Consider the following 23,140-nt stretch of genomic DNA (forward strand, 5'->3'; position numbering starts at 1 on the left):
ACTATGGGGAATCTAGAATTTCGATTTATTTTAATTCCACTTGCAGTTGCTTTTGGTATTGCCGTCATCCTGGGACCGATGATCATTCCGGTGTTAAAACGGTTGAAATTTGGTCAAAGCATCCGTGAGGAAGGGCCGCAAGCCCATTTGAAAAAAGCGGGAACCCCGACGATGGGCGGAGTGATTATCCTCACCGCGATTGTGTTGACGGCCGTTCCGCTCAGCAGTTTGACCTTGTTGAACAACAACGATGCCATTATTAACGCAGACCTGTTCTTTTTGGTGTTTGCGACATTGGGTTACGGAATTCTCGGCTTTTTGGATGATTATATTAAAGTGGTTATGAAACGGAATCTCGGACTGACCGCCAACCAGAAATTACTCGGTCAGCTGTTTATCGGTTTGGTTCTTTTCTGGGTGCTTTTGGAAGTGCGGACAGGCGGTCCCAACAACTATATTTTCAGCTTGGACATTCCGTTTACTGATTTGACCATTCATCTGAATTGGTTATATCTGCCTCTTCTCTTGTTAATGATGATCGGTGCTTCCAATGCCGTGAACCTGACGGATGGTTTGGATGGCTTATTGGCCGGAACAGCAGTGAGTGCGTACGGCGCTTATGCCGTGATCGGGATTTTGCAAAGCAACCCGACGGTGACGATTTTTTCCGTGGCCGTGGTCGGAGCGCTTCTGGGATTCTTGGTGTTTAATGCCAATCCGGCTAAAGTGTTTATGGGAGATACCGGTTCATTGGCTCTCGGCGGCGGCATTGCAGCGTTGGCCGTGATTACGAAAACGGAATTATTGTTACCCATTATCGGTGGAATTTTTGTGATTGAAACATTGTCTGTGATGATCCAGGTGACTTCATTTAAATTCCGTGGCAAACGGGTGTTTCGCATGAGCCCGTTACACCACCACTTTGAATTGTGCGGCTGGTCTGAGTGGCGGGTGGTGACCACCTTTTGGTTCTTCGGTCTGGTTCTCGCCGGTTTGGGTGTCTTCTTGGAGATGTGGTTGTAATGAAAAATACCGGAATTTGGGCGGGCCGCCAGGTGGTTGTTTTGGGGCTGGCCCGCAGTGGAGTTGCTGTTGCAAAATGTTTGCATGAGTTGGGCGCCAACGTGGTGGTCAATGATTTAAAACCGCGGGAAGCATGTCCCGAAGCCGAAGAATTGGAAGGAATCGGGATCCCGGTTCTTTGCGGAAGTCATCCGGATGATTTGATCCATGATGAAGTGGATTGGTTGGTGAAAAATCCGGGCATTCCTTATCATGCCAAACCGGTGGCTCAAGCATTGGAAAAGGGGATCCCCGTCATAACGGAAGTGGAGATCGCCGGACTCCTTTCCGATTCGCCGGTCATCGGAATCACGGGTTCCAACGGAAAAACCACCACCACAACCCTGGTGGGGGAAATGTTGACCAAAAGCGGAATCCAAAATCAGGTGGCCGGAAACATCGGACAAGCATTGACGGAAGCGGTCCGCTCCAACCCGGACAACGGGTGGCTGGTTGCGGAGCTCAGCAGCTTTCAGTTGAAAGGCACCCGCACATTCAAACCTGACATCGCTTGTCTCCTGAATGTTTATCCGGCGCATTTGGACTACCATTCGAATATGGAAGATTATATTGCTTCCAAAATGAAATTGTTTCAAAATCAGACGCCGGAAGACATCGCCGTCCTGAACCGGGATCATCCGGTATGTCAAGAGGCGGCCGGACAAATCAAAAGTGAGGTTTGGTGGTTCAGCCGGAAGGAGGAAGTGCCGGAAGGAGTGTTTGTCCGAGAGGGCATGGTGACCGCCCGGATCGGGGACAAAACGGAACCCGTCCTTCCGGTGAATGACATTGCCCTGCGCGGTGAATTCAACCTGGAAAATGTACTGGCGGCCACCGCGATGAGTCTGGCAGCCGGATCGGACGTGTCTGCGATCCGTGAGGTGCTGAAAAACTTTCGCGGGGTGGAGCACCGCTTGGAATTTGTGGCTGAGATCAACGGAGTCCGTTTTTACAATGATTCCAAAGCGACCAATCCGCAAGCGGCTTCCAAAGCCTTGGAATCCTTTCGTGAACCCGTCATCTGGATCGGGGGAGGATTGGACCGGGGCATCGACTTTAAAGAGTTGATCCCGGTTTTTAACAAAAGGGCGAAAGCGTTGATTGCATACGGCCAAACCAAAGAGATCCTGACCCGGCGGGGAAAGGATGCCGGGCTGAAAGATGTGTATTCCGTGGACGGTTTGGAAACGGCTGTGAAACGGGCATTTGACCTGGCCCGGCCCGGGGATGTGGTGTTGCTCTCCCCGGCATGTGCAAGCTGGGACCAGTTCACCTCTTTTGAGGAAAGGGGAAGCATATTTAAGAAGACTGTGCATAATCTTCAAGTATAAGAGCTTGCCCAAATTTTCAAGAGGTGAAAACGCCCATGAATCCAAAGAGCCAAACACCCGATATCGTCATTGTGGTTGCGATCGTTTTGCTTTTGACCATCGGTGTATTGATGGTGTACAGCGCAAGTGCCGCTTTTGCTTATCATAAATACGACGACGCGTTTTATTTCGCCAAGCGGCAATTCTTGTTTGCATCTTTGGGTGTTTTCTTGATGTTTTGGATTGCAAAACTGGACCCGGAAAAGTTTCGTGAATGGGCGAAACCAGGGATTGTGATATGTTTCATTCTGTTGTTGATCGTCTTGATCCCCGGGGTTGGAATTTTGCGTAACGGTGCAAGAAGCTGGTTGGGAATCGGGGCTTTCAGCATCCAGCCTTCCGAGTTTATGAAACTGGCCATGATTATGTTTTTGTCCCGCATATTTTCCAACCCCGACTATGACATCAAACATTTTACCCGGGGTTTTTTACCTGCACTTCTGTTGTTGGGGCTCGCTTTCGGGCTTATCATGATGCAGCCGGACCTGGGAACGGGCACCGTTTTGATGGGAGCCGGAATTATTTTGATTTTTGCTGCCGGAGCCAGAAAAAAACATTTGGCTTTCTTTTTCTTATTGGGTGTGGTCGGATTCGTCATGCTGATACTGGCTGCACCTTACCGTATTCAACGGATTGTCGCTTTTTTAAATCCGTGGCAGGATCCGCTTGGTGCGGGTTATCATTTGATCCAGTCATTATATGCCATCGGCCCCGGCGGGCTCATGGGGCTGGGGCTTGGCATGAGCAAACAAAAACACCTGTATCTTCCCGAACCGCATACGGATTTTATTTTTTCGATTTTAGCCGAAGAGTTGGGTTTTTTGGGAGCGGCCACGGTGATTTTGCTGTTTGCCGTCCTGGTATGGCGCGGCATCCGGGTGGCCATGGGTGTTCCCGACATGTTTTACAGCTTGGTGGCAACAGGGATCACGGCGATGATCATCATTCAGGCCGTGATCAATATCGGGGTTGTCTCCGGGGTTTTTCCAGTGACCGGAATCACATTGCCTTTTTTGAGTTACGGAGGTTCTTCCCTCACATTGACATTAGCAGCCGTAGGAATATTGATGAATTTATCGCGGTTTGTACGTAAATCCAAATAATCAGGAGGAAGGATCATGAAACGAATCTTGTTATCCGGTGGCGGAACCGGCGGGCATATTTACCCGGCTTTGGCAATTGCCCGGGCAGTCAGAAAAAAATTCCCGGATGTGGAAATCGCTTATATCGGTACCAGTGAAGGATTGGAATCACGAATTGTTCCCAAAGAAGGGAACATTCATTTTTATACCGTGGAAATCCAAGGGTTTAAGAGAAGCGTTTCTTGGGAAAACGTCCACACCTTGCACAAATTCATCAAAGCCGTTCGCAAATCCAAAGAATATATGCGCGAATTTGAGCCGGATGTGGTGGTGGGAACCGGCGGTTACGTCAGTGGTCCGGCTGTGTATGCGGCCCATCAGATGGGAATTCCGACCCTGATTCATGAGCAAAATGTCGTGTTGGGCTTGACCACCAAATTTTTATCGCGGTTTGTGGATGTGGTTGCCATCAGCCTGGAGGAATCGCAAAAATATTTGAGCCGTGCCAACCGCATTGTATTCACCGGCAACCCGAGGGCGACCGAAGTGGTACAAGCCAATGCCGCGAACGGGAGAAAATCTTTGGGAATCACGGATGCCCACAAACCGATTATCTTGATTTTCGGGGGAAGCCGGGGAGCCAAAGCCATTAATGAAGCGGTTCTCGAAATGATCCCCCGCATGAAAGAAATGCCGGATGTCCATTTTGTCTATGTGACTGGCGAAGTTCACTATGATAAAATTCGTGAAATGGTTGAAACCGATGATATCCCCAATCTGGATATCAAGCCGTTTATCTATAACATGCCGGATGTGCTGGCAGCCACTTATCTGGTGGTTGGACGAGCAGGGGCTTCGACGCTGGCCGAGTTGACAGCATTGGGTTTACCCTCTATTCTGATTCCGTCCCCTTATGTCACCAACAACCACCAGGAAGCCAATGCAAGATGGCTGGAGGAACAAGGGGCATCCAAAATGCTTCTGGAAAGTGAATGCACGGGCGAAAACTTGTGGCGTGAAGTGAAACGGCTGATTGAAAATAAAGAGGAACATCATGCGATGAGTGAAGCGGCCAGCCGTCTGGGGCGCCCCCATGCGGCGGAAGTATTGGTCAGCGAGTTGGAAAAAATTGCAGTTACCCATGAATGAGAAAAGTAGGGTCTCTACCAATTAGACGTTCGTCACAATCAGTACGGACCGGCATAAACTATGTTAAGCCAGTGGTTGGAGGGACTCTTTCGGGGTAGGCGAGGAGGGACGATCAAGTGGAACAAATCATACAAGAGATGAAAAGCATCGGAATTCAGGATGTGCGAGTCAATGAACCTTTGTCCCGCCATACGACGTGGAAAGTGGGAGGCCCTGCCGATCTCCTGATCTATCCGCGCAATAAGGAAGAATTGGAACAGGCGATGCAGGTGGTGTACCGGCATCAGATTCCTTGGAGAGTGATTGGCAGAGGGTCCAATCTGTTGGTGCGGGATGGTGGAATCCGGGGTGTGGTGTTCAAATTGGATGAAGGGTTTAACGAGTTGAAAGTGGATGGAACCCGGGTCACCGCCGGCGGCGGGTATTCCACCATCTTGCTGGCAACCATGACCTCCAGACAAGGGCTGACCGGATTGGAGTTTGCGGCGGGAATCCCCGGTAACGTGGGGGGCGCCGTCTACATGAATGCGGGTGCGCATGGTTCTGACATTTCTAAAGTTCTTCATTCCGCGACTGTGCTTTTGGAAACCGGTGAATGGGTGACATTGTCGAATGAAGAGATGGAATTTCGCTATCGTACTTCCGTGCTTCAAACCAAACTGAAAGGAATCGTGACCGAAGCTTCCTTCACATTGGAGTACGGTGAACGGGATGAGATCATGTCGCGGCTGACTTCTTATAAAGACCGCCGGAGAAAGACACAGCCATTACAATATCCTTGCGCTGGTAGTGTTTTCAGAAATCCGCCGGGGGATTACGCCGGCCGCCTGATCCAGGAAGCCGGTTTAAAGGGCTTTCGGATCGGGGATGCCGAAGTGTCTACCACGCATGCGAACTTTATTATCAACCGGGGTAATGCCACGGCCAAAAATGTTTTGCAATTGATCGAGCACATCATTCAAACCATTGATGAGAAATACAATATCCGTCTCGAACCGGAAGTGCAGGTGGTGGGTGAAGAGTAAACGGAGGTGACACATTGGAACGGTTTGTGATTGAAGGTGGCAAACCTCTGTCCGGATCTGTTCGTGTCCAAGGATCAAAAAATGCAACCTTACCCATCCTGGCTGCTACGGTTTTAGCCGAAGGAATTCACCAAATCGAAAACGTTCCCGGACTGACCGACATTTTTGCAATGTGTAAGATTTTGGAGTCGTTGGGGGCGGAAATCGTTCGTGAACGGTCGACGTTGTATGTGGATACACGGAACATGGAAAGACATTGCATTCCGGAACATCTAATGAGGCAAATCCGGTCATCGGTTTTTCTGATGGGGCCGTTGCTTTCACGCCTTCAGCGGGTTCGTGTGACCAAACCCGGGGGATGCAATATCGGTGCACGGCCGATTGATCTCCATCTCAAAGGGCTTGCCATGTTGGGAACGGAAATTGTGGAGACGGATGGGATCATTCAGTGCGAAGCGCCCAAACTGACCGGCACACACATCCCGTTGGAGTTTCCGAGTGTCGGCGCCACGGAAAACATCATGATGGCGGCGGTGTGTGCCGAAGGGGAGACCATCATTGAAAATGCAGCTTGTGAGCCGGAAATCGTTGAGTTGGCAACATACCTGACCAAAATGGGAGCTCAGATTGAAGGAGCCGGCACGCCCGAGATTCGGGTCATTGGGGTCGATTATTTGACAGCCGCTTCCCATCAGGTCATGTCCGACCGGATTGCCGCGGGCACTTTCGCAATTGCCTCGGCAATCACCGGGGGAAAATTGGTTATGAAAGGGATCAAGGAAGCTGAGATGGAAGGGCTCGCCGAACATCTTGAGCCATTGGGGGTTCATTTCAGTCGGGATCCGGAGGGCATCCGGGTAAAGGCGGGTTCATCCATCCGGCCGGCTTCTGAATTGGTGACAAAGCCGTTTCCCGGATTTCCGACCGATATGCAACCACAAACCATGGTCCTGCTTGCGCTGGCGGAGGGCGAAAGCCGGGTGACCGAAAACATTTTTGAACGGCGCCTGAAACATGTGCATGAATTGAAGAAAATGGGAGCGGATATGCATTTGAACGGGCGTACGGTCACGATTCGCGGGGTAAAAAGACTGAAGGGAGCGGAAGTGTTTGCATCAGATTTGCGTTCCGGAGCGGCATTGGTGATCGCCGGATTGGCGGCTTGCGGCCGGACCATTGTTCATGGCGTTCATCATATTGACCGGGGTTATGAGCCAATGGAGGAAACATTCGGACAATTGGGAGGAAATATCAAACGGATCAAGAAGGATGCTGAACAGTAGCACAGATTGTGCCGCTGTTTTTTTGTGCGAAAACCTTTCAACATCCCATATTTGTGGTAATATATAGGGAAGATTATATTTTTTGCATCTTGGTCAGTCAGGCGAAAGCAGAGGAAAGGAGTATCATTTGGTGGATGAACGCATTCCTCCCTTTCGCAATTGGATTGGCAAAAAACGGTCCCCGTCACCATGGATTTTGGCATTTATCTTTTTGTTTTTTATGGGAGCGTTGTTTGCCATATTCTTGCGATCGCCGCTGAGTAAAATCAAAGAGATTCAAGTGTCCGGAAACCAATTGGTATCAACCGAAACGATTTTAAAGAAAGCGCAGATACAGGAAGGGGTTTCTTTTTTTGGTGTCCAACCCGACGAAATCGCAAGTCAAATCCGGACCATTCCCGAAGTCCGTCACGCAGAGGTCAAAAAATCGTTTCCGGATAAAGTGACCATTTTGATTCGGGAAAAACCGGTTGTCGGTTGGTTTGAAACCAAAGATCAGAAACATCTCCCCATTTTATTGGACGGTACTATTTTACCTCACCGGCAGCTTTCATTCAAATCTGACCGGATTTTATTTAAAGGATGGGATCTTGCCCATCCCATGCTGCAACAAACAGTGAAAGAAATTGGAAAAATCCCTCCGATGATTCAACGTTCCATCAAAGAAGTCCGACCCGTTTCCAAACACCAGGATCAAGTGGAAATTTTAACCGGTTATCATCACCGCATTTTTGTGCGAGTGGAAGATCTTTCACAAAAAATGAATTACTATCCCTCGTTTTTTAAACATCCGCAAGGTACACTGTATTTGTTGGAAAGCATCTGGTTTATTCCGGATGACGGAGCGGAGCCGGCAACCTGATATGAGGTGGAAGATTGTTTAAAAAGAAAAACATGGAAATAGGAATATAAATAAAAATGTTTTGCTTTAGAGGGGATCACTCTGTGATTGTTGAATATGGTTTGTAAGAGTTTCCTCCCTTTTCCTTAATATATTTTCATTCTAAAATGGATACCCATACATTAAGACTGACTCCCGGGCAAGGAGGTGCCCAGAATTGAGCAATGAGGATTTCGTTATCACTTTGGATATTGGATCTTCACAAGTTCGTGTCATCGTAGCCGAAATCAACGCAGACGGAACACCACACATTGTGGGAGTAGGGACGGCAGAGTCACAAGGAATGAAAAAGGGAGCCATCATCAATATTGATCAAGCCGTACAATCAATACGTGAAGCGGTGGATCATGCTGAACGCATGGTTGGCATAGAGATTTCCGAGGTGTTTGTCGGAGTGTCTGGACACCATGTCTCTTTGCAGCCGAGCCATGGTGTTGTTGCTGTTTCCAGTGAAGACAGGGAGATCAGCCTTCATGACATTGACCGTGTGTTGCAAGCGGCGCGTGTGATTGCGTTGCCGCCGGAACGGGCAGTGATTGAAGTCGTTCCAAAGCAATTTATTGTTGACGGCCTCGATGATATCAAAGATCCAAACGGAATGGTCGGTGTCCGGTTGGAAGTGGATGCGATCATTGTCACCGGGACCAAGACGATATTGACCAATCTGCTTCGCTGTGTGGAGCGGGCGGACTTAAATATCGCCGGAATGGTGTTTTTGCCGCTGGCCGTCAGTGAGCTTTGCCTGTCTGATGATGAGAAAAATCTGGGTGTCGTCATGGTGGACATGGGTGGCGGAACCACGACACTGACGGTTTATCAGCACGGTCACCTTGCAGGAACTTCCGTCATTCCGATTGGTGGGGAATACATAACCAATGACATTGCGATAGGACTCAGGACACAGACCAGTTCAGCCGAGGAAGTGAAATGCAAATACGGGGTTGCCTGTAAAGAATTTGCGTTGACAGACAAGATGTTTAATGTGCAAACGATTGGAACGAGCAGAGACCGGATTGTAACCCAACTGGAGTTGGCGCAAATCATCGAACCCCGGCTGGAAGAAATGTTTCAGTTGATCCGCCAACAGGTCAAAGCCATGGGCTTTTCGGAAGAACCTGCCGGTGGTTATGTGTTGACGGGAGGAGTCATGGCAACACAGCATATCCTGCATGTTGCGCAAAACCAATTGGGCGGAGCCGTACGGATTGCCACTCCCCAAAATATTGGCGTCAAAGAACCCTCATACACCGGCGGAGTCGGCATGATTCACTACTTGCATAAACGCGGGGCTTTCCAAACCGAGTCGCATCGAACCTCCCATCACCCTCCTCGCCAGAAAAAGCAGCGTGGACCGTCGGCTTTTGAAAAAATGAAAAACTGGTTAAATGAATTCATTTAAAAAGATTTTGGTAAGCTTTTGTATTGGAGGGACAAGAATATGTTGGATTTTGATCTTGAAATGGAACAAATTGCCCAGATAAAAGTCATTGGTGTCGGTGGTGGCGGAAGCAATGCAGTCAACCGGATGATTGAGGCGGGCGTGCAAGGGGTCGAATTTATTGCCGTCAACACGGATGCACAGGCTTTAAACCGCTCCAAGGCGCCTGTCCGCCTGCAAATCGGGGAAAAATTGACCAGGGGGCTCGGAGCCGGAGCCAAACCGGAAATCGGAAAAAAAGCGGCTGAAGAAAGCCGGGAACAAATCGAAAGCGTCTTAAAGGGAGCCGACATGGTGTTTGTCACCGCCGGAATGGGTGGAGGCACCGGAACCGGAGCGGCACCGGAGATTGCCGCGGTGGCCCGTGAATTGGGGGCGCTGACTGTCGGTGTGGTCACCAAACCGTTTACTTTTGAAGGACGGAGAAGAGCGAATCAGGCGGAACAAGGGGTTGCGGCATTAAAGGAAAATGTGGACACGTTAATCGTGATTCCCAACGACCGGCTGTTGGAAATCGTTGATAAAAACACCCCGATGCTGGAAGCGTTCAGAGAAGCGGATAACGTGTTGAGACAAGGGGTTCAAGGGATTTCCGATTTGATTGCCGTCCCGGGGCTCATTAACCTTGACTTTGCGGATGTCCGCACCATTATGACGGAACGGGGTTCGGCCTTGATGGGAATCGGTTCGGCCAACGGGGAAAACCGCGCTGCCGATGCGGCCAAAAAAGCGATTTGCAGTCCTTTGCTCGAAACCTCGATCGAAGGAGCCCGCGGTGTGTTGATGAATATCACCGGAGGCACCAATTTGAGTTTGTACGAAGTATATGAAGCGGCGGATATTGTGACCCAGGCTTCCCACTCGGAAGTGAACATGATTTTCGGGGCTGTCATTAATGAAGATCTCAAAGATGAAATTTTGGTCACGGTGATTGCCACCGGCTTCGATCATGAAGAGCAAGAGAAAAAGAGCGCCAAACCGCAATCACAGGGAAAACCTTCATTTGGCGGAAGGGAAGATAACAATTTGAACCCGTTCCAACGCTTGCAAAAAGACCCTGCCCCCAAAAAACCGGATGAAGAAAGCATCATGGATCCTTACGGCAACTTGGAAGTGCCCACTTTCTTACGCAACCGCAAAAACAAATGAACGCCTGTTTGTTGCAACCGGACTCCTTCGGGATTCGGTTGCTTTTTTTGTGCATGCCGTGCGGATGGAGCCTGCATGTTGTTTCCCGGTTCGACGAAAAAAGTCAAATGGGGTTGGCAAGTTTAGACAGACTTTGAAATATAGATTAAGATATACTATTCTCACCCCGATTTGGAGAGAGAGCTTATGACAGTGTATGCGGATGTGATTTTCTTTCTCAACAGCGCAATTGATTTTTTGCTCCTTTGGCTTACTTCCGGGATCCGGAAGCAAAAGGCTGTCTGGTGGCGGTTATTGCTTTCTGCCCTTCTGGGCGGGTTTTACTCGATGTTGCATCTGTGGCCGCAATTTTCCATCGCTTACTTTTTGCCGGTGAAAATCATTGTTTCCATTTTTATGATTTGGATTGCTTTTGGTTTTAAGGATCCGGTTGCTTTTTTCAGGAATTTGGGAATGTTTTATCTTATTTGCTTTATTACGGGAGGAGCGATGGTTGCTTTTCACTATGTCATGACCGGTGACAGCCAGGTGGCCGGAGGCATTTTTTACACGGAGTCCCAACATGGTTGGGGATCCCCGGTCTCATGGGGGCTGATCATTTTCGGATTTCCGTTTGTGTGGTTGTACACCCGCTTGTCATTGCGTTCGTTGGATGAGCGGCAAATGTTTCACCAATTCACAGCCGATGTGAAAATCCGTCTGAAGGATCAAGAATTGTGTTGTGTGGGATTGGTGGACACCGGAAATCAATTGCGGGACCCGATCACCCGCGCGCCGGTGATCATGGTGGAATTGGAGCAGTTAAAACCGCTGCTTCCGGAACCTTTGTGGAAAATAGCAAAAGAGCCGGGGTTTGAAAAAGACTGGGATGAGCTGCCGGCGGATTGGATGAATCGCATTCGCCTGATTCCTTATCGGGCGGCCGGAACAAAGAATAATCTCCTGATGGCCCTCAAACCGGATTATGTCATCATTTCGCAAGGAGAAAATGAGAATAAAATCAAGAAAATTCTCATAGGTATAGATGTCGGAAGTCTTTCATCCGACGGGACTTACCAGGCGATCATTCATCCATCCTGTGTATCAGCCGTTTAAAAGAGGGGGTAAATGGGATGTTTGCCAGATGGAAAATGGCGTTTCAATTATTTTGGTATCGTATTTTAATTCATTTCGGGCTGAAGGGAGAAGAAATCTATTATATCGGAGGCAGCGAAGCCCTTCCGCCGCCGCTGAGCAAAGAAGAAGAAGCCCATTTGTTAGAACGGCTTCCAAGCGGGGATTCGGCCGTCCGGGCCATCCTGATCGAAAGAAACCTGCGCTTGGTTGTGTACATCGCAAGGAAGTTTGAAAACACCGGGATCCATATCGAGGATCTGGTTTCGATCGGAACCATCGGTTTGATTAAAGCGGTGAACACCTTTGATCCGGAGAAAAAAATCAAATTGGCCACCTATGCTTCCCGTTGTATCGAAAATGAAATTTTGATGTTTTTGCGCCGCAACAACAAAGTCCGGTCGGAAGTTTCGTTTGACGAGCCCTTAAACACGGATTGGGATGGAAATGAGTTGCTGCTGTCTGATGTATTGGGGACGGATAATGACATCATTTGCCGCGACATAGAAGAAGAAGTGGATAAAAAAATTTTGCGGACGGCATTATCGCATCTATCAGACCGGGAGCGGAAAATTATGATTTTGCGTTTTGGTCTGGATGGCGGTGAAGAAAAAACACAGAAGGATGTCGCGGATCTGTTGGGAATCTCTCAGTCCTATATTTCCCGTCTTGAAAAAAGAATTATTAAGAGATTGCGTAAAGAATTCAATAAAATGGTTTAATTTCATTTTCATTATAAATTCTCCTTCGCAGGACATACTGTAAGTTAGTTCCATCCTGAGGAGGAGAATTTTTCATGGCACGAAACAAAGTGGAAATCTGCGGTGTGGATACATCAAAACTCCCGGTCCTGAAAAACCAAGAGATGCGTGTATTGTTTCAGAAATATCAAGCCGGAGACCTTGAAGCGAGGGAAAAATTGGTCAATGGGAACCTGCGCTTGGTATTGAGTGTGATTCAGCGTTTTAACAACCGTGGAGAATGCGTGGATGATTTATTCCAAGTCGGATGTATCGGATTAATGAAAGCCATTGATAATTTTGACCTCAGCCAAAATGTTAAATTCTCAACCTATGCCGTGCCGATGATCATCGGAGAGATCCGTCGATATTTGCGGGATAACAATCCGATTCGCGTATCCCGGTCGCTGCGGGATATTGCATACAAAGCACTGCAGGTTCGCGATCAACTAACCAACCGGCATTCCAGGGAACCGACGATCTATGAGATATCGGAAGCATTAAATGTCCCAAAAGAAGATGTAGTGTTTGCACTGGACGCAATTCAAGACCCGGTTTCGTTGTTTGAACCGGTTTATCAGGATGGCGGTGATCCGATTTTTGTCATGGATCAATTAAGTGATGACAAATCCAAAGATATGCAGTGGATTGAAGAGATTGCGCTGAAAGAGGCGCTGAACCGGTTAAACGGAAGAGAAAAAATGATTTTGTCCATGCGTTTTTTCGAGGGAAAAACACAAATGGAAGTCGCGGATGAAATCGGCATTTCCCAAGCTCAGGTTTCACGCTTGGAGAAAGCAGCCATACAACAAATGAATAAATTTATTAATTAAAATAAACCGGAGCTTGCCAACGGGTGGAAATGGCAAGCTTTCTTTGTTACGGAAAAAGTTCCACTTAAAAAAGGGATGTCCCAATTACATTTTCCAGCCTGTTTACATATATATAATAAAAATGAAATGGCAAACGGAGGGCATCTTCCCATGAAAATATCCGAGTTGCAGGAAAAAGATGTGGTGAATATTGCAGACGGGCGCAAGTTGGGACAAATTTATGATTTGGAGTTGGATATGCAAAAAGGCGTGATCCAAGCCATTGTGGTTCCCGGGGAAACGAGATGGTTCGGGCTGGTTTCCGGGGGGCATGAGTGGGTGATTCCATGGCGTCACATTGTAAAAATCGGTTCGGATGTGATTTTGGTCCGGTTGGACAGCGGCCGCTCCTCCCCGATGGCACCCCCTTCCCATTCCATGTTACCGGACGGTGATGAGTACCGTTAATCGGTTTGTTCCGGTGTGAAGATATGGTAATATGGTTGGAAGGGAGGGTGTATATGGAGCCTTTTCGTTATCAACAGAAAAGTGGCGTGCCTTATTTTACGGTGGATGCATGGGAAAACGCATTTCCTCATCTGACCGTGGGTTTTAGCGCCAAAGATCACAGAGAAGATAAATTTTGCCGAAATTACGCACTTCATGTCGGTGATCAACCAAAACAAGTCGTATCCAACCGGAAAGAACTGTCTTCTGTGCTTCAGATGCCTTTTTCCGCCTGGACTTGCGGCGAACAGATCCATGGTGTCCATATCGAAACGGTGGAAGAGAAACACCGGGGATATGGAAAAGACGCGCGGAAAACCGCTTTCCAAGACACCGACGGTATGGTGACAAACGAAACCGGAATCTTGTTGGCGGCCTACTTTGCCGATTGTGTTCCGCTTTATTTTTATGCCCCCGATGTCGATTGGATCGGGATTGCGCATGCCGGTTGGAAAGGAACGGTCGGGGGAATCGGTTCAAAAATGGTCAGACGTTTGCAATCGCTTGGAGCAGATCCCGGAAAAATCCGTGTCGTGATTGGTCCGTCGATCGGCTCCTGTTGTTATGAAGTGGATGAACGGGTATACCGGCCGCTGGAAAACATATTGTCTGATGAAGAAGCCGTAAATGAAGTCGCAGTAAGTCGGGGACGGGGCCGCTGGCAACTGGATTTGAAAAAAGCCAATGCTAAAATTTTGGAAAAAGCCGGCGTCCATCCGCGACATATCCTTTTGTCCCGATTTTGTACAAGCTGTGATAAAGATTATTTTTATTCCCATCGTCGCGATCAGGGAGAAACCGGACGAATGGTTGCATACATCGGAAAGAAGGAAAGGGGATCGGAATGAACGAATTTGCTAACCGGTGGGAAAAAGTGAAACAACGAATCGAGCAGGCGTGTCAGCGTTCCGGCCGGGATCCAAAGGAGGTTCATGTGCTTGCGGTCACTAAATATTTAGATACAGAAGCGACTAAAAACATATTGGACCTGGGGTTGGAGCATGTCGGCGAAAACCGGGTGCAAAACGCCCTTCCCAAATGGGAGGAGTTAAAGGACCGGGGAACTTGGCATTTTATTGGCCATTTGCAACGGCGGAAAGCAAAAGATGTGGTTGGCAAGTTTTCCTATATCCACTCGCTGGACCGTTTTTCCCTCGCGGAAGAAATCAACAAACGGGTTTTGCAAGGCGGATATCCGCCGCAACGTTGTTTTTTGCAAGTCAATGTCTCGGGAGAAGAATCAAAATATGGAATTTCTCCTCAAGAATTAGAAGAATTTGCCCGTGAGGTGGCGAATTTAAACACCATTGACATCACCGGCCTGATGACCATGGCACCCATTGCGGACAACCCCGAAGAAGTGAGGCCTGTCTTTCGTGAATTAAAACGATTGCAAGGAAAATTACAACGGTTAAACCATCCCCGTTTGCAAGTACCTCATTTATCCATGGGCATGTCCCAAGATTTTGAAATTGCCATTGAAGAAGGAGCGACTTGGGTGCGATTGGGCTCTGTTTTGATTGGGGGTGAAAAACGGGGTGGCTAGCCTTTGTGTCGGGAGGCGATTTCCTAATGACATTCATGGATCGGATTATGGGTTTTTTCGGCGTGACCGATGAGGATTTGTACGAAGAAACGGAAGAAGAGCAAGGAACTTCCAGCCCGAAGGGACGAAACAATGTGGTTTCGCTCCATACACAAAAAAACATTCGTATGGTATTATTTGAACCGCGCGCATATGAAGAGTCGCCGGAAATTGCGGATCACTTGAAAAGCCACCGCCCTGTGGTTGTCAACCTGCAAATGGTCCGCCGCGAACAAGGGGTGCGGATCATCGACTTTTTAAGCGGTACCGTCTATGCTTTGGGAGGAAACATTCAAAAACTGGGTGAAAATATCTTTATTTGCACACCGGCGAATGTGGATATCCAGGGATCGATCACAGATCTGTTCAAAGAGGAAGAGGCAAAAAATTTGAGGTGAAGTGGAAAAAATGATTTACTCCATTGTGAACCAGTTTTTCAATATCTATTCGATTGTGCTCATCATTTATGTTTTGTCTTCGTGGTTTCCCAATTTCAGGGACACTCCGGTGGGCGTTTTTCTCGCGAAAGTTTCCGAACCGTATTTGAGCGTGTTTCGCCGCTTCATTCCACCGATCGGCGGGATGATTGACATTTCCCCCATCGTGGCGCTTTTTGTTTTGCATTTCGTAGAATTAGGCGTTTATACAATTATCGGTTGGGTGCTATAATTCTGTGATGTCAAAAGAGAATATTTTTATGCATTTTCGTCCGGAAGAACGCCCTTTTGTGGAACGTTCTTTGGACTATGTGCACCGCGCATCCGACAAAAACCAATTCGTTGTCACTCCATTTTTGGATCCGAGAGAGCAGTTTATTCTGACGTCGGTTGTCAAAAGGGAGCCGGCTCTTCTCTTCTGTCTGGATGGCGGGTATCCGGAAGCAGAGCGAAAGCGCGCTTTGATTGCTCCCGATTATTACGGGGAAAATCCGGAATGGACGGATTTGGTTTTTTACAGACTTGAAACAAAAGATTCAAAAGAACTGAAACACCGTGATGTATTGGGAGCTTTGACGGGTTTGGGAATCAAACGGAACATGCTGGGGGACATCCTGCCACACGCAAAAGGATGTGATATTATCGTTGCCGGCGAGATGGCGGAATATATTTTTTTGGGTATTGGACAAGTCGGACGCCATCGTGTTAGTATAAGGAAGATTAATCGCGCGGAACTGACTCTTCCCGAAAGAAACGGAAAGATCCGGACGGCTTCTGTGGCCTCGATGCGTGTCGATGCAGTAATATCAGAAGGTTATCGGGTCTCTAGAACAAAGGCTGCGTCCATGGTGAAAAGCGGTAAGTGCAAAGTGAATTGGAAATTAGTGGATCAACCGGATTATCCGGTGGCGCCGGGCGACTTGATTTCACTAAGAGGATTTGGACGTTTGGCTGTAGAAAGTATTGAGGGACATAGCAAAAAAGGAAGAATATGGATAAAACTGAGTGCTTATCATTGATGGGAGCCCGGATGGATTTTTGCAGGCTTTCGGAAGGACGTTTTTTCATTTTGTAGAATAAGAATGCGTGCAATTTTTTCAGGAGGTGCGAAAGATGCCATTAACACCTTTAGATATACACAATAAAGAGTTTAAAAGATCTTTCCGTGGATATGATGTTGATGAAGTGAACGATTTTCTTGACCAGATTATTAAAGATTTCGAACTGCTCACACGGGAAAAACTGGAACTGGAACAACAAGTGGAAGAGTTACAGGCAGAGATTGAGCGTTTGATGGAAGACGAGTCCATGTTCCAAACCGGGCCGCAGCAAATGCAACAACAGCAGCAAGCCGCACAACCGCCGGCGCCGGCACCGGCACCGCAACCGATGCAACGTTATCCGGAGCCTGTTCAGCATCCGTCGCCTCAAGCATTGAGCTCGATGGAACAAAGCATTCACAAGTCGATCCGTGTGGCTCAGGAAGTGGCCGAGGAAGTTCGCTTAAACGCCAAGAAAGAAGCCGAGTTGATTGTTCAGGAAGCAGAGAAAAATGCCGACCGGATCATCAACGAAGCATTGCAAAAGGCCCGTGCCATCCACAGCGAGCTGCTTGATTTGAAACAAAAAGCCACTGTCTACCGTGCACGTTTCCGCACACTGGTGCAATCGCATCTGGACATTCTGGAAAACTCCGATTGGGAATCTTTGGAAGAGTTGGAGTCCGGTTTGGAAGAGCAAGGTAAGAAACTTGAACAATATGCGGAACAGGATCAATCCCGGGAGATGTTGATGGATCAAAACACCCAGGAGTATAAAGACTTCAACACCCAGGAGTATCAGGATTTCAACACCCAGGAGTATCAGGATTTCAACACCCAAGAGTACCAAGATTTCAACACGCAGGAATTCCAGGATTTCAATAACATGAACAATGTCGAAGATAATGCCGTCATGGACGAAGTCGCCGCTTCTTCTTATTATGAAGAAGAAGAACCACGCCGCGAGTTGCGCAGAACATCCAGAAAACTGAAGAAGAAAGCCATGTTTTAATGGACACGCCGATGTTCTGGGAGATCAGTAAAAGAGAATCAGGGCTAATGGTAAAGAAAGGGAAGAGTAGATAGGTAAACTCGTGTTTGCAGCGAATTAGGGATGGTGTAAGCCTAATCCGAGTTTCTATCGAAAATCACCCTGGAACTGTCACCTGAAATTGGAGTAAGGTCGACCGCGTCATCCACGTTAAGGATGGTTGAGAGGTTTTGTCTCCAATTCAAGGATACGAAGCCAGTAGGGTGGTACCGCGGGAAACCTTCTCGTCCCTAGAGGATGCAGAAGGTTTTTTTATGTTTTTAGAAAGGATAAAGGAGTGATCACACATGCCGGACTACCGTCAAACATTAAACCTGCCGAAAACCGATTTTCCAATGCGCGGGAACTTGCCCAACCGTGAACCGGAAATGCAAAAATGGTGGGATGAGATCGACATTTATCAGCAAGTGCTGGAAAAAAGAAAAGGAGCCAATTCCTTTATTCTGCATGACGGCCCTCCTTATGCCAACGGGGATTTGCACATCGGGCATGCTCTGAACAAAATTCTCAAAGATTTCATTATCCGGTATAAATCGATGAAGGGATATTATGCTCCTTACATTCCCGGTTGGGATACCCACGGTTTGCCGATTGAGCATGCCATCGTCAGCAAGAAAAAAGTGGACCGGAAAAACGTGGATCCGGTCAAATTCCGGGAAATGTGCAAAGAGTATGCTTTATCCTTTGTCAATAAACAAAAAGAACAATTCAAACGCCTGGGGGTCCGGGGTGACTGGGACAACCCTTATATTACGTTGAAACCGGAATATGAAGCCGAACAGATCCGTGTGTTCGGGGAAATGTTGAAAAAGGGTTATATTTATCGCGGGCAAAAAGCCATTTACTGGTCCCCGTCTTCCGAGACGGCACTGGCCGAAGCGGAAATTGAATACCGTGATAAACGCTCGCCGTCCATTTATGTTTTGTTCCCGGTGAAACGGGGCAATGATGTGCTTTCGGATGACAACACCTATGTGGTGATCTGGACCACCACGCCTTGGACGATTCCCGCCAACCTGGCCGTTGCTTTGCATGAGGATTTTGAATACAACCTGGTTGAGGCGAATGGACGCAAACTGGTGGTCGCCAAAGCATTGTTGGAGAAAGTGATGGAAGAGGCCGGCATTTCCGATTACCGGGTGCTGTCAACTTTTAAAGGGAATGAGCTGGAAGGCGTCATTTGCCGGCATCCGCTGTATGACCGGGAAAGTCCCGTCATCTTTGGAGATCATGTCACTTTGGATGCAGGGACCGGTTGTGTTCATACGGCTCCGGGACACGGGGAAGAGGACTTTTATGTCGGACAAAAATACAATTTGGGAGTGCTTTGCCCGGTGGATGAGAAAGGGCGCATGACGGAGCAAGCTCCCGGCTTTGAAGGATTGTTCTATGACGATGCCAACAAAAAAGTGACGGAAAAGCTGGAGGAAGCCGGTTACTTATTAAAATTGGGCTTTATCACCCACCAATATCCCCATGACTGGCGGACCAAAAAACCGGTTATTTTCCGGGCGACCGAACAATGGTTTGCTTCGATTGACGGATTCCGTGAAGCAATGTTGGAAGAGATCCGGAAAGTCAAATGGACACCGTCCTGGGGAGAAATCCGCCTTCACAACATGATTGCCGACCGTGGAGATTGGTGTATCTCGCGGCAGCGGATTTGGGGCGTCCCTTTGCCGATCTTTTATTGCACCAAATGCGGCCATCCTCATGTGACCGATGAAACCATTGATTATATTGCCAATCTGTTTAAAGAACGGGGCTCTTCAGTCTGGTATGAAAAACCGGTTGAAGAATTGATGCCGCCAAATTCCACCTGTTCCGAATGCGGTCATGACAAGTTCCGCAAAGAAACCGATACGATGGATGTGTGGTTTGATTCCGGCAGCAGTCATCGTGCGGTTTTGGGAGGACGGGAAAACTTGCAATGGCCGGCGGACATGTATTTGGAAGGATCAGACCAATATCGAGGCTGGTTTAACTCGTCTCTGTCCACCGCCGTGGCAACCAAAGGGCAAGCTCCATATAAAGAAGTGCTGAGCCACGGATTTACCTTGGACGGAGAAGGGCGGAAAATGTCCAAGTCCCTGGGGAACGTGATTGCCCCGGCCAAAGTGATCCAACAATATGGTGCGGATATCTTGCGCCTGTGGGTGGCTTCTTCGGATTATCAGGCTGATGTGCGGATTTCGGATGCCATCTTGAAACAAACAGCCGAAGCTTACCGGAAAATCCGGAACACGTTCCGCTTTTTGCTGGGCAACTTGAACGGATTTGATCCCGATTCGGATCGTTTGGCTCTGAATGAACTGACCGAATTGGACCGTTATGCGCTCATCAAGCTGAATCGTCTGGTCGAGCGGGTGAGCAACTCTTATGATGAATATGATTTTCACCAAGTATACTATGACATCCACCATTTCTGCACGGTGTTTTTAAGCCAGTTCTACCTGGATGTGTTAAAAGACCGGCTGTATGTATTGCCCACGGATTCGGAAGTGCGCCGTTCGGCACAAACCGTGTTGTATGAAGTCTTGCTGACACTGGTGAAAATCATCAACCCCATCCTGCCGCATACGACGGAGGAAGTCTGGAAATACATTCCGGGCGATCGTGAAATCAGTGTGCAACTTTGTGATTTCCCGGTTGCAAGAGAAGATTGGTATGACGAAGCTTTAGAGAAAAAATGGGATGAATTGTTGACCATCCGCGATGTGGTCTTAAAAGCGCTGGAAGAAGCGCGGGCCGAAAAATTAATCGGAAACTCGCTGGGAGCGACTGTCGAAATCACACCGAATCCGGAAGCCGGGGAGTTGCTCAGGTCGACAGATCATTTGGATCAACTGTTTATTGTCTCCGATGTCGTCCTGAACGAAGCTTCTTCTGAAGTGACGGCGGAGGAGAAGGTGAAAGTGACGGTTCGTACGGCGGAAGGAGAAAAATGCGAGCGCTGTTGGGTGATTTCCCCGACTGTGGGTCAAGATGCCGACCATCCGCATCTGTGCTCGCGCTGTGCCACCATTGTGAAAAAATTGGGTGTCGATTTGAGCGAATAAAACAGAAAACGCAACAAATCAAAGCCCCCTTCTCAATAAAGAGAAGGGGGCTTTGGATTTGTCGTGCGTAAAATCAAGAAGAAGAGTCGGGCAACGGCTGATCCGCAAGGCCCGATTTGAACCGGGCCGCGCAAAACAGTACGATCATCATGGACAGGAAGACCATGCTGTTAATAATGTTATCCGGATTCAGCAACAGTGTGATGAAAATCACTGACAATACGGCCAGGGTGAAACCTGTCAAATACGGGTATAAAGGAATTTGGAAAAAAGGTTTTTCCTTGTATTGCTTCCGCAATTTCAACTGAGAAAGGCAAATGATGATCCAAAGCATGATGGTGGTGTAACCCGGAATTCCCATCAGATATTGAAACACGCTCTCTTCAGCCGCCATGGCGACAACCGACCCCAGAAGCAGGCTACCGGCGCACAGAATGAGGCTGTAAATGGGCACGCCGTTTTTGTTCAACCGGCTGAAAATCGCAGGGGCCTCTTTTTGTTTTGCCAACGAATACAGCACCCGGGAGCTGGAGTAAATCCCGGTGTTGGCTGCCGAGGTCACGGCGATCAGCAGGATAAAATTCATGATGTGCGCCACGCCTTTTAATTCCAAAGCGGAAAAGACGGTGACAAACGGGCTTCCTGCCTCGCCGACCTGATTCCAGGGCACCAGTCCCATGATGATAAACAATGGCAATACATAGAACAGGCAAATCCGGATAATGATATCTTTAATCACTTTGGGCAAGGATTTTTCCGGATCTTTCATTTCGGTGATGGTGAGCCCGATCATTTCGGTTCCACCATAGGAGAAGATTACAATCAAAAGGGAGGAAATCACGCCTTTCCATCCGAGGGGCAAGAAACCTCCGTGTGCCGTCAGATGGGTGAGATACGGCGGATTTTCCGTCGGAAACCATCCAAACATCAATCCGGAACCCAAAATGACAAAAGCCATCAGTGTGAACACTTTGATGCCGGTCAACCAAAATTCCACTTCTCCGAACAGGCCGACACTCAAAAGGTTTAAACCGACCAGCACCAAAGCGACCATAAAGCTGAGCAGCCAGACCGGAAGGCCGGTAAACCAGTAATGCAAAAAGGTTCCGGCGGCCACGATTTCCACGGCCATCACCAAAATCCACATGATGAAATAAATCCAACCGACCACAAATGAAACTTGGTATCCCAATGCTTTATAAATGAGTCCCCTTATGTCCAATCCTTTGTTGGCCAGCGCCATTTCCGCAAGCGATCCCATCACGATAAACAACAAAACTCCGGCGATCAGATAAGCGATCAGTACCCCGGGGCCGGCGGATTGGATCGTTTCTGCACTGCCCTGAAAAATTCCCGCTCCGATTGCGCCTCCCAAGGCAATCATTTGAACGTGGCGAGGGCGTAATTTTCTTTGCAATTGGCTCATTCGATGTTTTCACCCCACTTTATTACCCAAAAGCATAACAGTATAAAAGTGAAAAAGAAAGGGGTTTAATAAATTTGCGTTTATTCGAAATTATCAAATCGTCAACGGATGGGATACATGAAAAGGAGGTCAGGCGGAGAAGATATTGCTGACTCCATCAAACAGGAGGTGAAATGTAAAGTGGCAAATCCGGTTGTCCAACAAAGGCTGCGTCAAAAATTGGAACAGGAAAAAAGCCAAATTGAAAAACGGTTGAAACAAAACGATTCATACAGCATGGATCAAAGCATGAACGGATCGATCGGCGAATTGTCCGGTTATGATAACCACCCGGCCGATTTGGGGACGGAGATTTTCGAGCGGGGCAAAGATTTGGCCCTGAATGAAAATGATGAGCGCCGGTTGAAGGAAATTGACAAGGCGCTGGAGAGGATGAATCAGGGAACCTACGGGATCTGCAAAGTTTGCGGCCAAGAAATCGCGGAAGACCGGTTGGAAGCGGTGCCGACCACAGAGTATTGCGTGAATCACCATCCGGAGCAACATTCCTCCATCAGGCGTCCGGCGGAAGAAAAAGTGATGGATTCCGGCGGACGCAATCAGGACCAAAGTGACAAGAATTTTTACGATGGAGAAGATGCCTGGCAGGATGTGGAACAGTACGGCACTTCCAATCCCCCGGATTTTTTTGTGGAAGGAAGAAATTATAATGAGTTGATGATTGATTCGCATGAGCACCGGGGGTATGTCGACTTGACGGAAGGGTTTTCGATTACGGATTTATCCGGGAAAACGGATGAGATCACAGAAATCACCCACAATGATGCCTATGCTCAAAAAGAGCGGGAAGAACGGGAAGACGACCCGTTGTCGTAAGCTTGTGAGAAGACTCCGGCCTGTGCTACAATCGG

22 protein-coding genes and 1 other annotated feature are annotated in these 23,140 nt (G+C 48.2%); of the genes, 21 read left to right on the top strand and 1 reads right to left on the bottom strand.

What is annotated here, in order from left to right; translation table 11 throughout:
• Positions 1 to 3: 3 nt before the first annotated feature.
• The 20 genes from mraY (at position 4) to ileS (ending at position 20,803) form a co-directional block, all read left to right on the top strand.
• On the top strand, positions 4 to 1,023 hold the full coding sequence (mraY, locus tag FA954_RS05880) for a phospho-N-acetylmuramoyl-pentapeptide-transferase (protein ID WP_037994974.1): 1,020 nt from the start codon (positions 4 to 6) through the stop codon (positions 1,021 to 1,023).
• A complete protein-coding gene (gene murD, locus FA954_RS05885; RefSeq protein WP_037994971.1) occupies positions 1,023 to 2,393 on the top strand; it encodes a UDP-N-acetylmuramoyl-L-alanine--D-glutamate ligase in 1,371 nt (456 codons plus the stop codon). Before mraY ends, murD begins: the two co-directional genes overlap by 1 nt.
• 35 nt (positions 2,394 to 2,428) lie before the next feature.
• Positions 2,429 to 3,535 (top strand): stage V sporulation protein E, encoded by a 1,107-nt coding sequence (gene spoVE / locus FA954_RS05890; protein ID WP_037994969.1) that lies wholly within the window; start codon positions 2,429 to 2,431, stop codon positions 3,533 to 3,535.
• A 15-nt stretch (positions 3,536 to 3,550) separates the two neighbouring features.
• On the top strand, positions 3,551 to 4,663 hold the full coding sequence (gene murG, locus FA954_RS05895; protein ID WP_037994966.1) for an undecaprenyldiphospho-muramoylpentapeptide beta-N-acetylglucosaminyltransferase: 1,113 nt from the start codon (positions 3,551 to 3,553) through the stop codon (positions 4,661 to 4,663).
• A gap of 116 nt (positions 4,664 to 4,779) precedes the next feature.
• Positions 4,780 to 5,688: a UDP-N-acetylmuramate dehydrogenase gene (gene murB / locus FA954_RS05900; protein WP_037994964.1), complete on the top strand. Its 909-nt coding sequence runs from the start codon at positions 4,780 to 4,782 to the stop codon at positions 5,686 to 5,688.
• Between the two features lie 14 nt (positions 5,689 to 5,702).
• A complete protein-coding gene (gene murA, locus FA954_RS05905; protein WP_037994961.1) occupies positions 5,703 to 6,971 on the top strand; it encodes a UDP-N-acetylglucosamine 1-carboxyvinyltransferase in 1,269 nt (422 codons plus the stop codon).
• A 130-nt stretch (positions 6,972 to 7,101) separates the two neighbouring features.
• Positions 7,102 to 7,833, top strand: a complete 732-nt coding sequence (locus FA954_RS05910; RefSeq protein ID WP_049720288.1) for a cell division protein FtsQ/DivIB — start codon at positions 7,102 to 7,104, stop codon at positions 7,831 to 7,833.
• A gap of 196 nt (positions 7,834 to 8,029) precedes the next feature.
• Positions 8,030 to 9,271 carry a cell division protein FtsA gene (ftsA, locus tag FA954_RS05915; protein ID WP_037994956.1) on the top strand — a complete coding sequence of 414 codons (1,242 nt, stop codon included), beginning with the start codon at positions 8,030 to 8,032 and terminating at the stop codon, positions 9,269 to 9,271.
• Between the two features lie 39 nt (positions 9,272 to 9,310).
• On the top strand, positions 9,311 to 10,459 hold the full coding sequence (ftsZ, locus tag FA954_RS05920; protein ID WP_037994954.1) for a cell division protein FtsZ: 1,149 nt from the start codon (positions 9,311 to 9,313) through the stop codon (positions 10,457 to 10,459).
• 186 nt (positions 10,460 to 10,645) lie between these two features.
• Positions 10,646 to 11,554 (top strand): sigma-E processing peptidase SpoIIGA, encoded by a 909-nt coding sequence (spoIIGA, locus tag FA954_RS05925; RefSeq protein WP_037994953.1) that lies wholly within the window; start codon positions 10,646 to 10,648, stop codon positions 11,552 to 11,554.
• Between the two features lie 17 nt (positions 11,555 to 11,571).
• Complete coding sequence (gene sigE / locus FA954_RS05930; protein ID WP_037994951.1) at positions 11,572 to 12,294, top strand: RNA polymerase sporulation sigma factor SigE; 723 nt, start codon at positions 11,572 to 11,574, stop codon at positions 12,292 to 12,294.
• Between the two features lie 74 nt (positions 12,295 to 12,368).
• Positions 12,369 to 13,145, top strand: coding sequence for an RNA polymerase sporulation sigma factor SigG (gene sigG / locus FA954_RS05935; protein ID WP_037994949.1), 777 nt, complete (start codon positions 12,369 to 12,371; stop codon positions 13,143 to 13,145).
• A gap of 150 nt (positions 13,146 to 13,295) precedes the next feature.
• Positions 13,296 to 13,592: a YlmC/YmxH family sporulation protein gene (locus FA954_RS05940; protein WP_049720287.1), complete on the top strand. Its 297-nt coding sequence runs from the start codon at positions 13,296 to 13,298 to the stop codon at positions 13,590 to 13,592.
• Between the two features lie 53 nt (positions 13,593 to 13,645).
• Complete coding sequence (gene pgeF / locus FA954_RS05945) at positions 13,646 to 14,479, top strand: peptidoglycan editing factor PgeF (protein ID WP_037994946.1); 834 nt, start codon at positions 13,646 to 13,648, stop codon at positions 14,477 to 14,479.
• Positions 14,476 to 15,177, top strand: a complete 702-nt coding sequence (locus tag FA954_RS05950; RefSeq protein ID WP_037994944.1) for a YggS family pyridoxal phosphate-dependent enzyme — start codon at positions 14,476 to 14,478, stop codon at positions 15,175 to 15,177. Before pgeF ends, FA954_RS05950 begins: the two co-directional genes overlap by 4 nt.
• A gap of 26 nt (positions 15,178 to 15,203) precedes the next feature.
• Positions 15,204 to 15,614: a cell division protein SepF gene (locus FA954_RS05955; RefSeq protein WP_037994942.1), complete on the top strand. Its 411-nt coding sequence runs from the start codon at positions 15,204 to 15,206 to the stop codon at positions 15,612 to 15,614.
• A gap of 10 nt (positions 15,615 to 15,624) precedes the next feature.
• Positions 15,625 to 15,885, top strand: coding sequence for a YggT family protein (locus tag FA954_RS05960; protein ID WP_037995137.1), 261 nt, complete (start codon positions 15,625 to 15,627; stop codon positions 15,883 to 15,885).
• Between the two features lie 28 nt (positions 15,886 to 15,913).
• Positions 15,914 to 16,672, top strand: a complete 759-nt coding sequence (locus FA954_RS05965; RefSeq protein ID WP_175413177.1) for a YlmH family RNA-binding protein — start codon at positions 15,914 to 15,916, stop codon at positions 16,670 to 16,672.
• Positions 16,673 to 16,766: 94 nt separating this feature from the next.
• Positions 16,767 to 17,705, top strand: a complete 939-nt coding sequence (locus tag FA954_RS14090) for a DivIVA domain-containing protein (protein WP_062843158.1) — start codon at positions 16,767 to 16,769, stop codon at positions 17,703 to 17,705.
• Positions 17,706 to 17,749: 44 nt separating this feature from the next.
• Positions 17,750 to 17,979: a binding site (T-box leader), on the top strand.
• Between the two features lie 52 nt (positions 17,980 to 18,031).
• Positions 18,032 to 20,803 (top strand): isoleucine--tRNA ligase, encoded by a 2,772-nt coding sequence (gene ileS / locus FA954_RS05975; protein WP_037994938.1) that lies wholly within the window; start codon positions 18,032 to 18,034, stop codon positions 20,801 to 20,803.
• A 73-nt stretch (positions 20,804 to 20,876) separates the two neighbouring features.
• On the opposite strand, the gene FA954_RS05980 is transcribed toward ileS, so the two are convergent.
• Positions 20,877 to 22,229 (bottom strand): amino acid permease, encoded by a 1,353-nt coding sequence (locus FA954_RS05980; RefSeq protein ID WP_049720283.1) that lies wholly within the window; start codon positions 22,227 to 22,229, stop codon positions 20,877 to 20,879.
• A gap of 117 nt (positions 22,230 to 22,346) precedes the next feature.
• On the opposite strand from FA954_RS05980, the gene FA954_RS05985 reads away from it, so the two are divergent.
• Positions 22,347 to 23,105, top strand: a complete 759-nt coding sequence (locus FA954_RS05985) for a TraR/DksA C4-type zinc finger protein (protein WP_049720282.1) — start codon at positions 22,347 to 22,349, stop codon at positions 23,103 to 23,105.
• The last annotated feature ends 35 nt before the right edge of the window (positions 23,106 to 23,140 follow it).

Source organism: Thermoactinomyces vulgaris (assembly GCF_005886755.1).
Taxonomy (GTDB): domain Bacteria; phylum Bacillota; class Bacilli; order Thermoactinomycetales; family Thermoactinomycetaceae; genus Thermoactinomyces; species Thermoactinomyces vulgaris.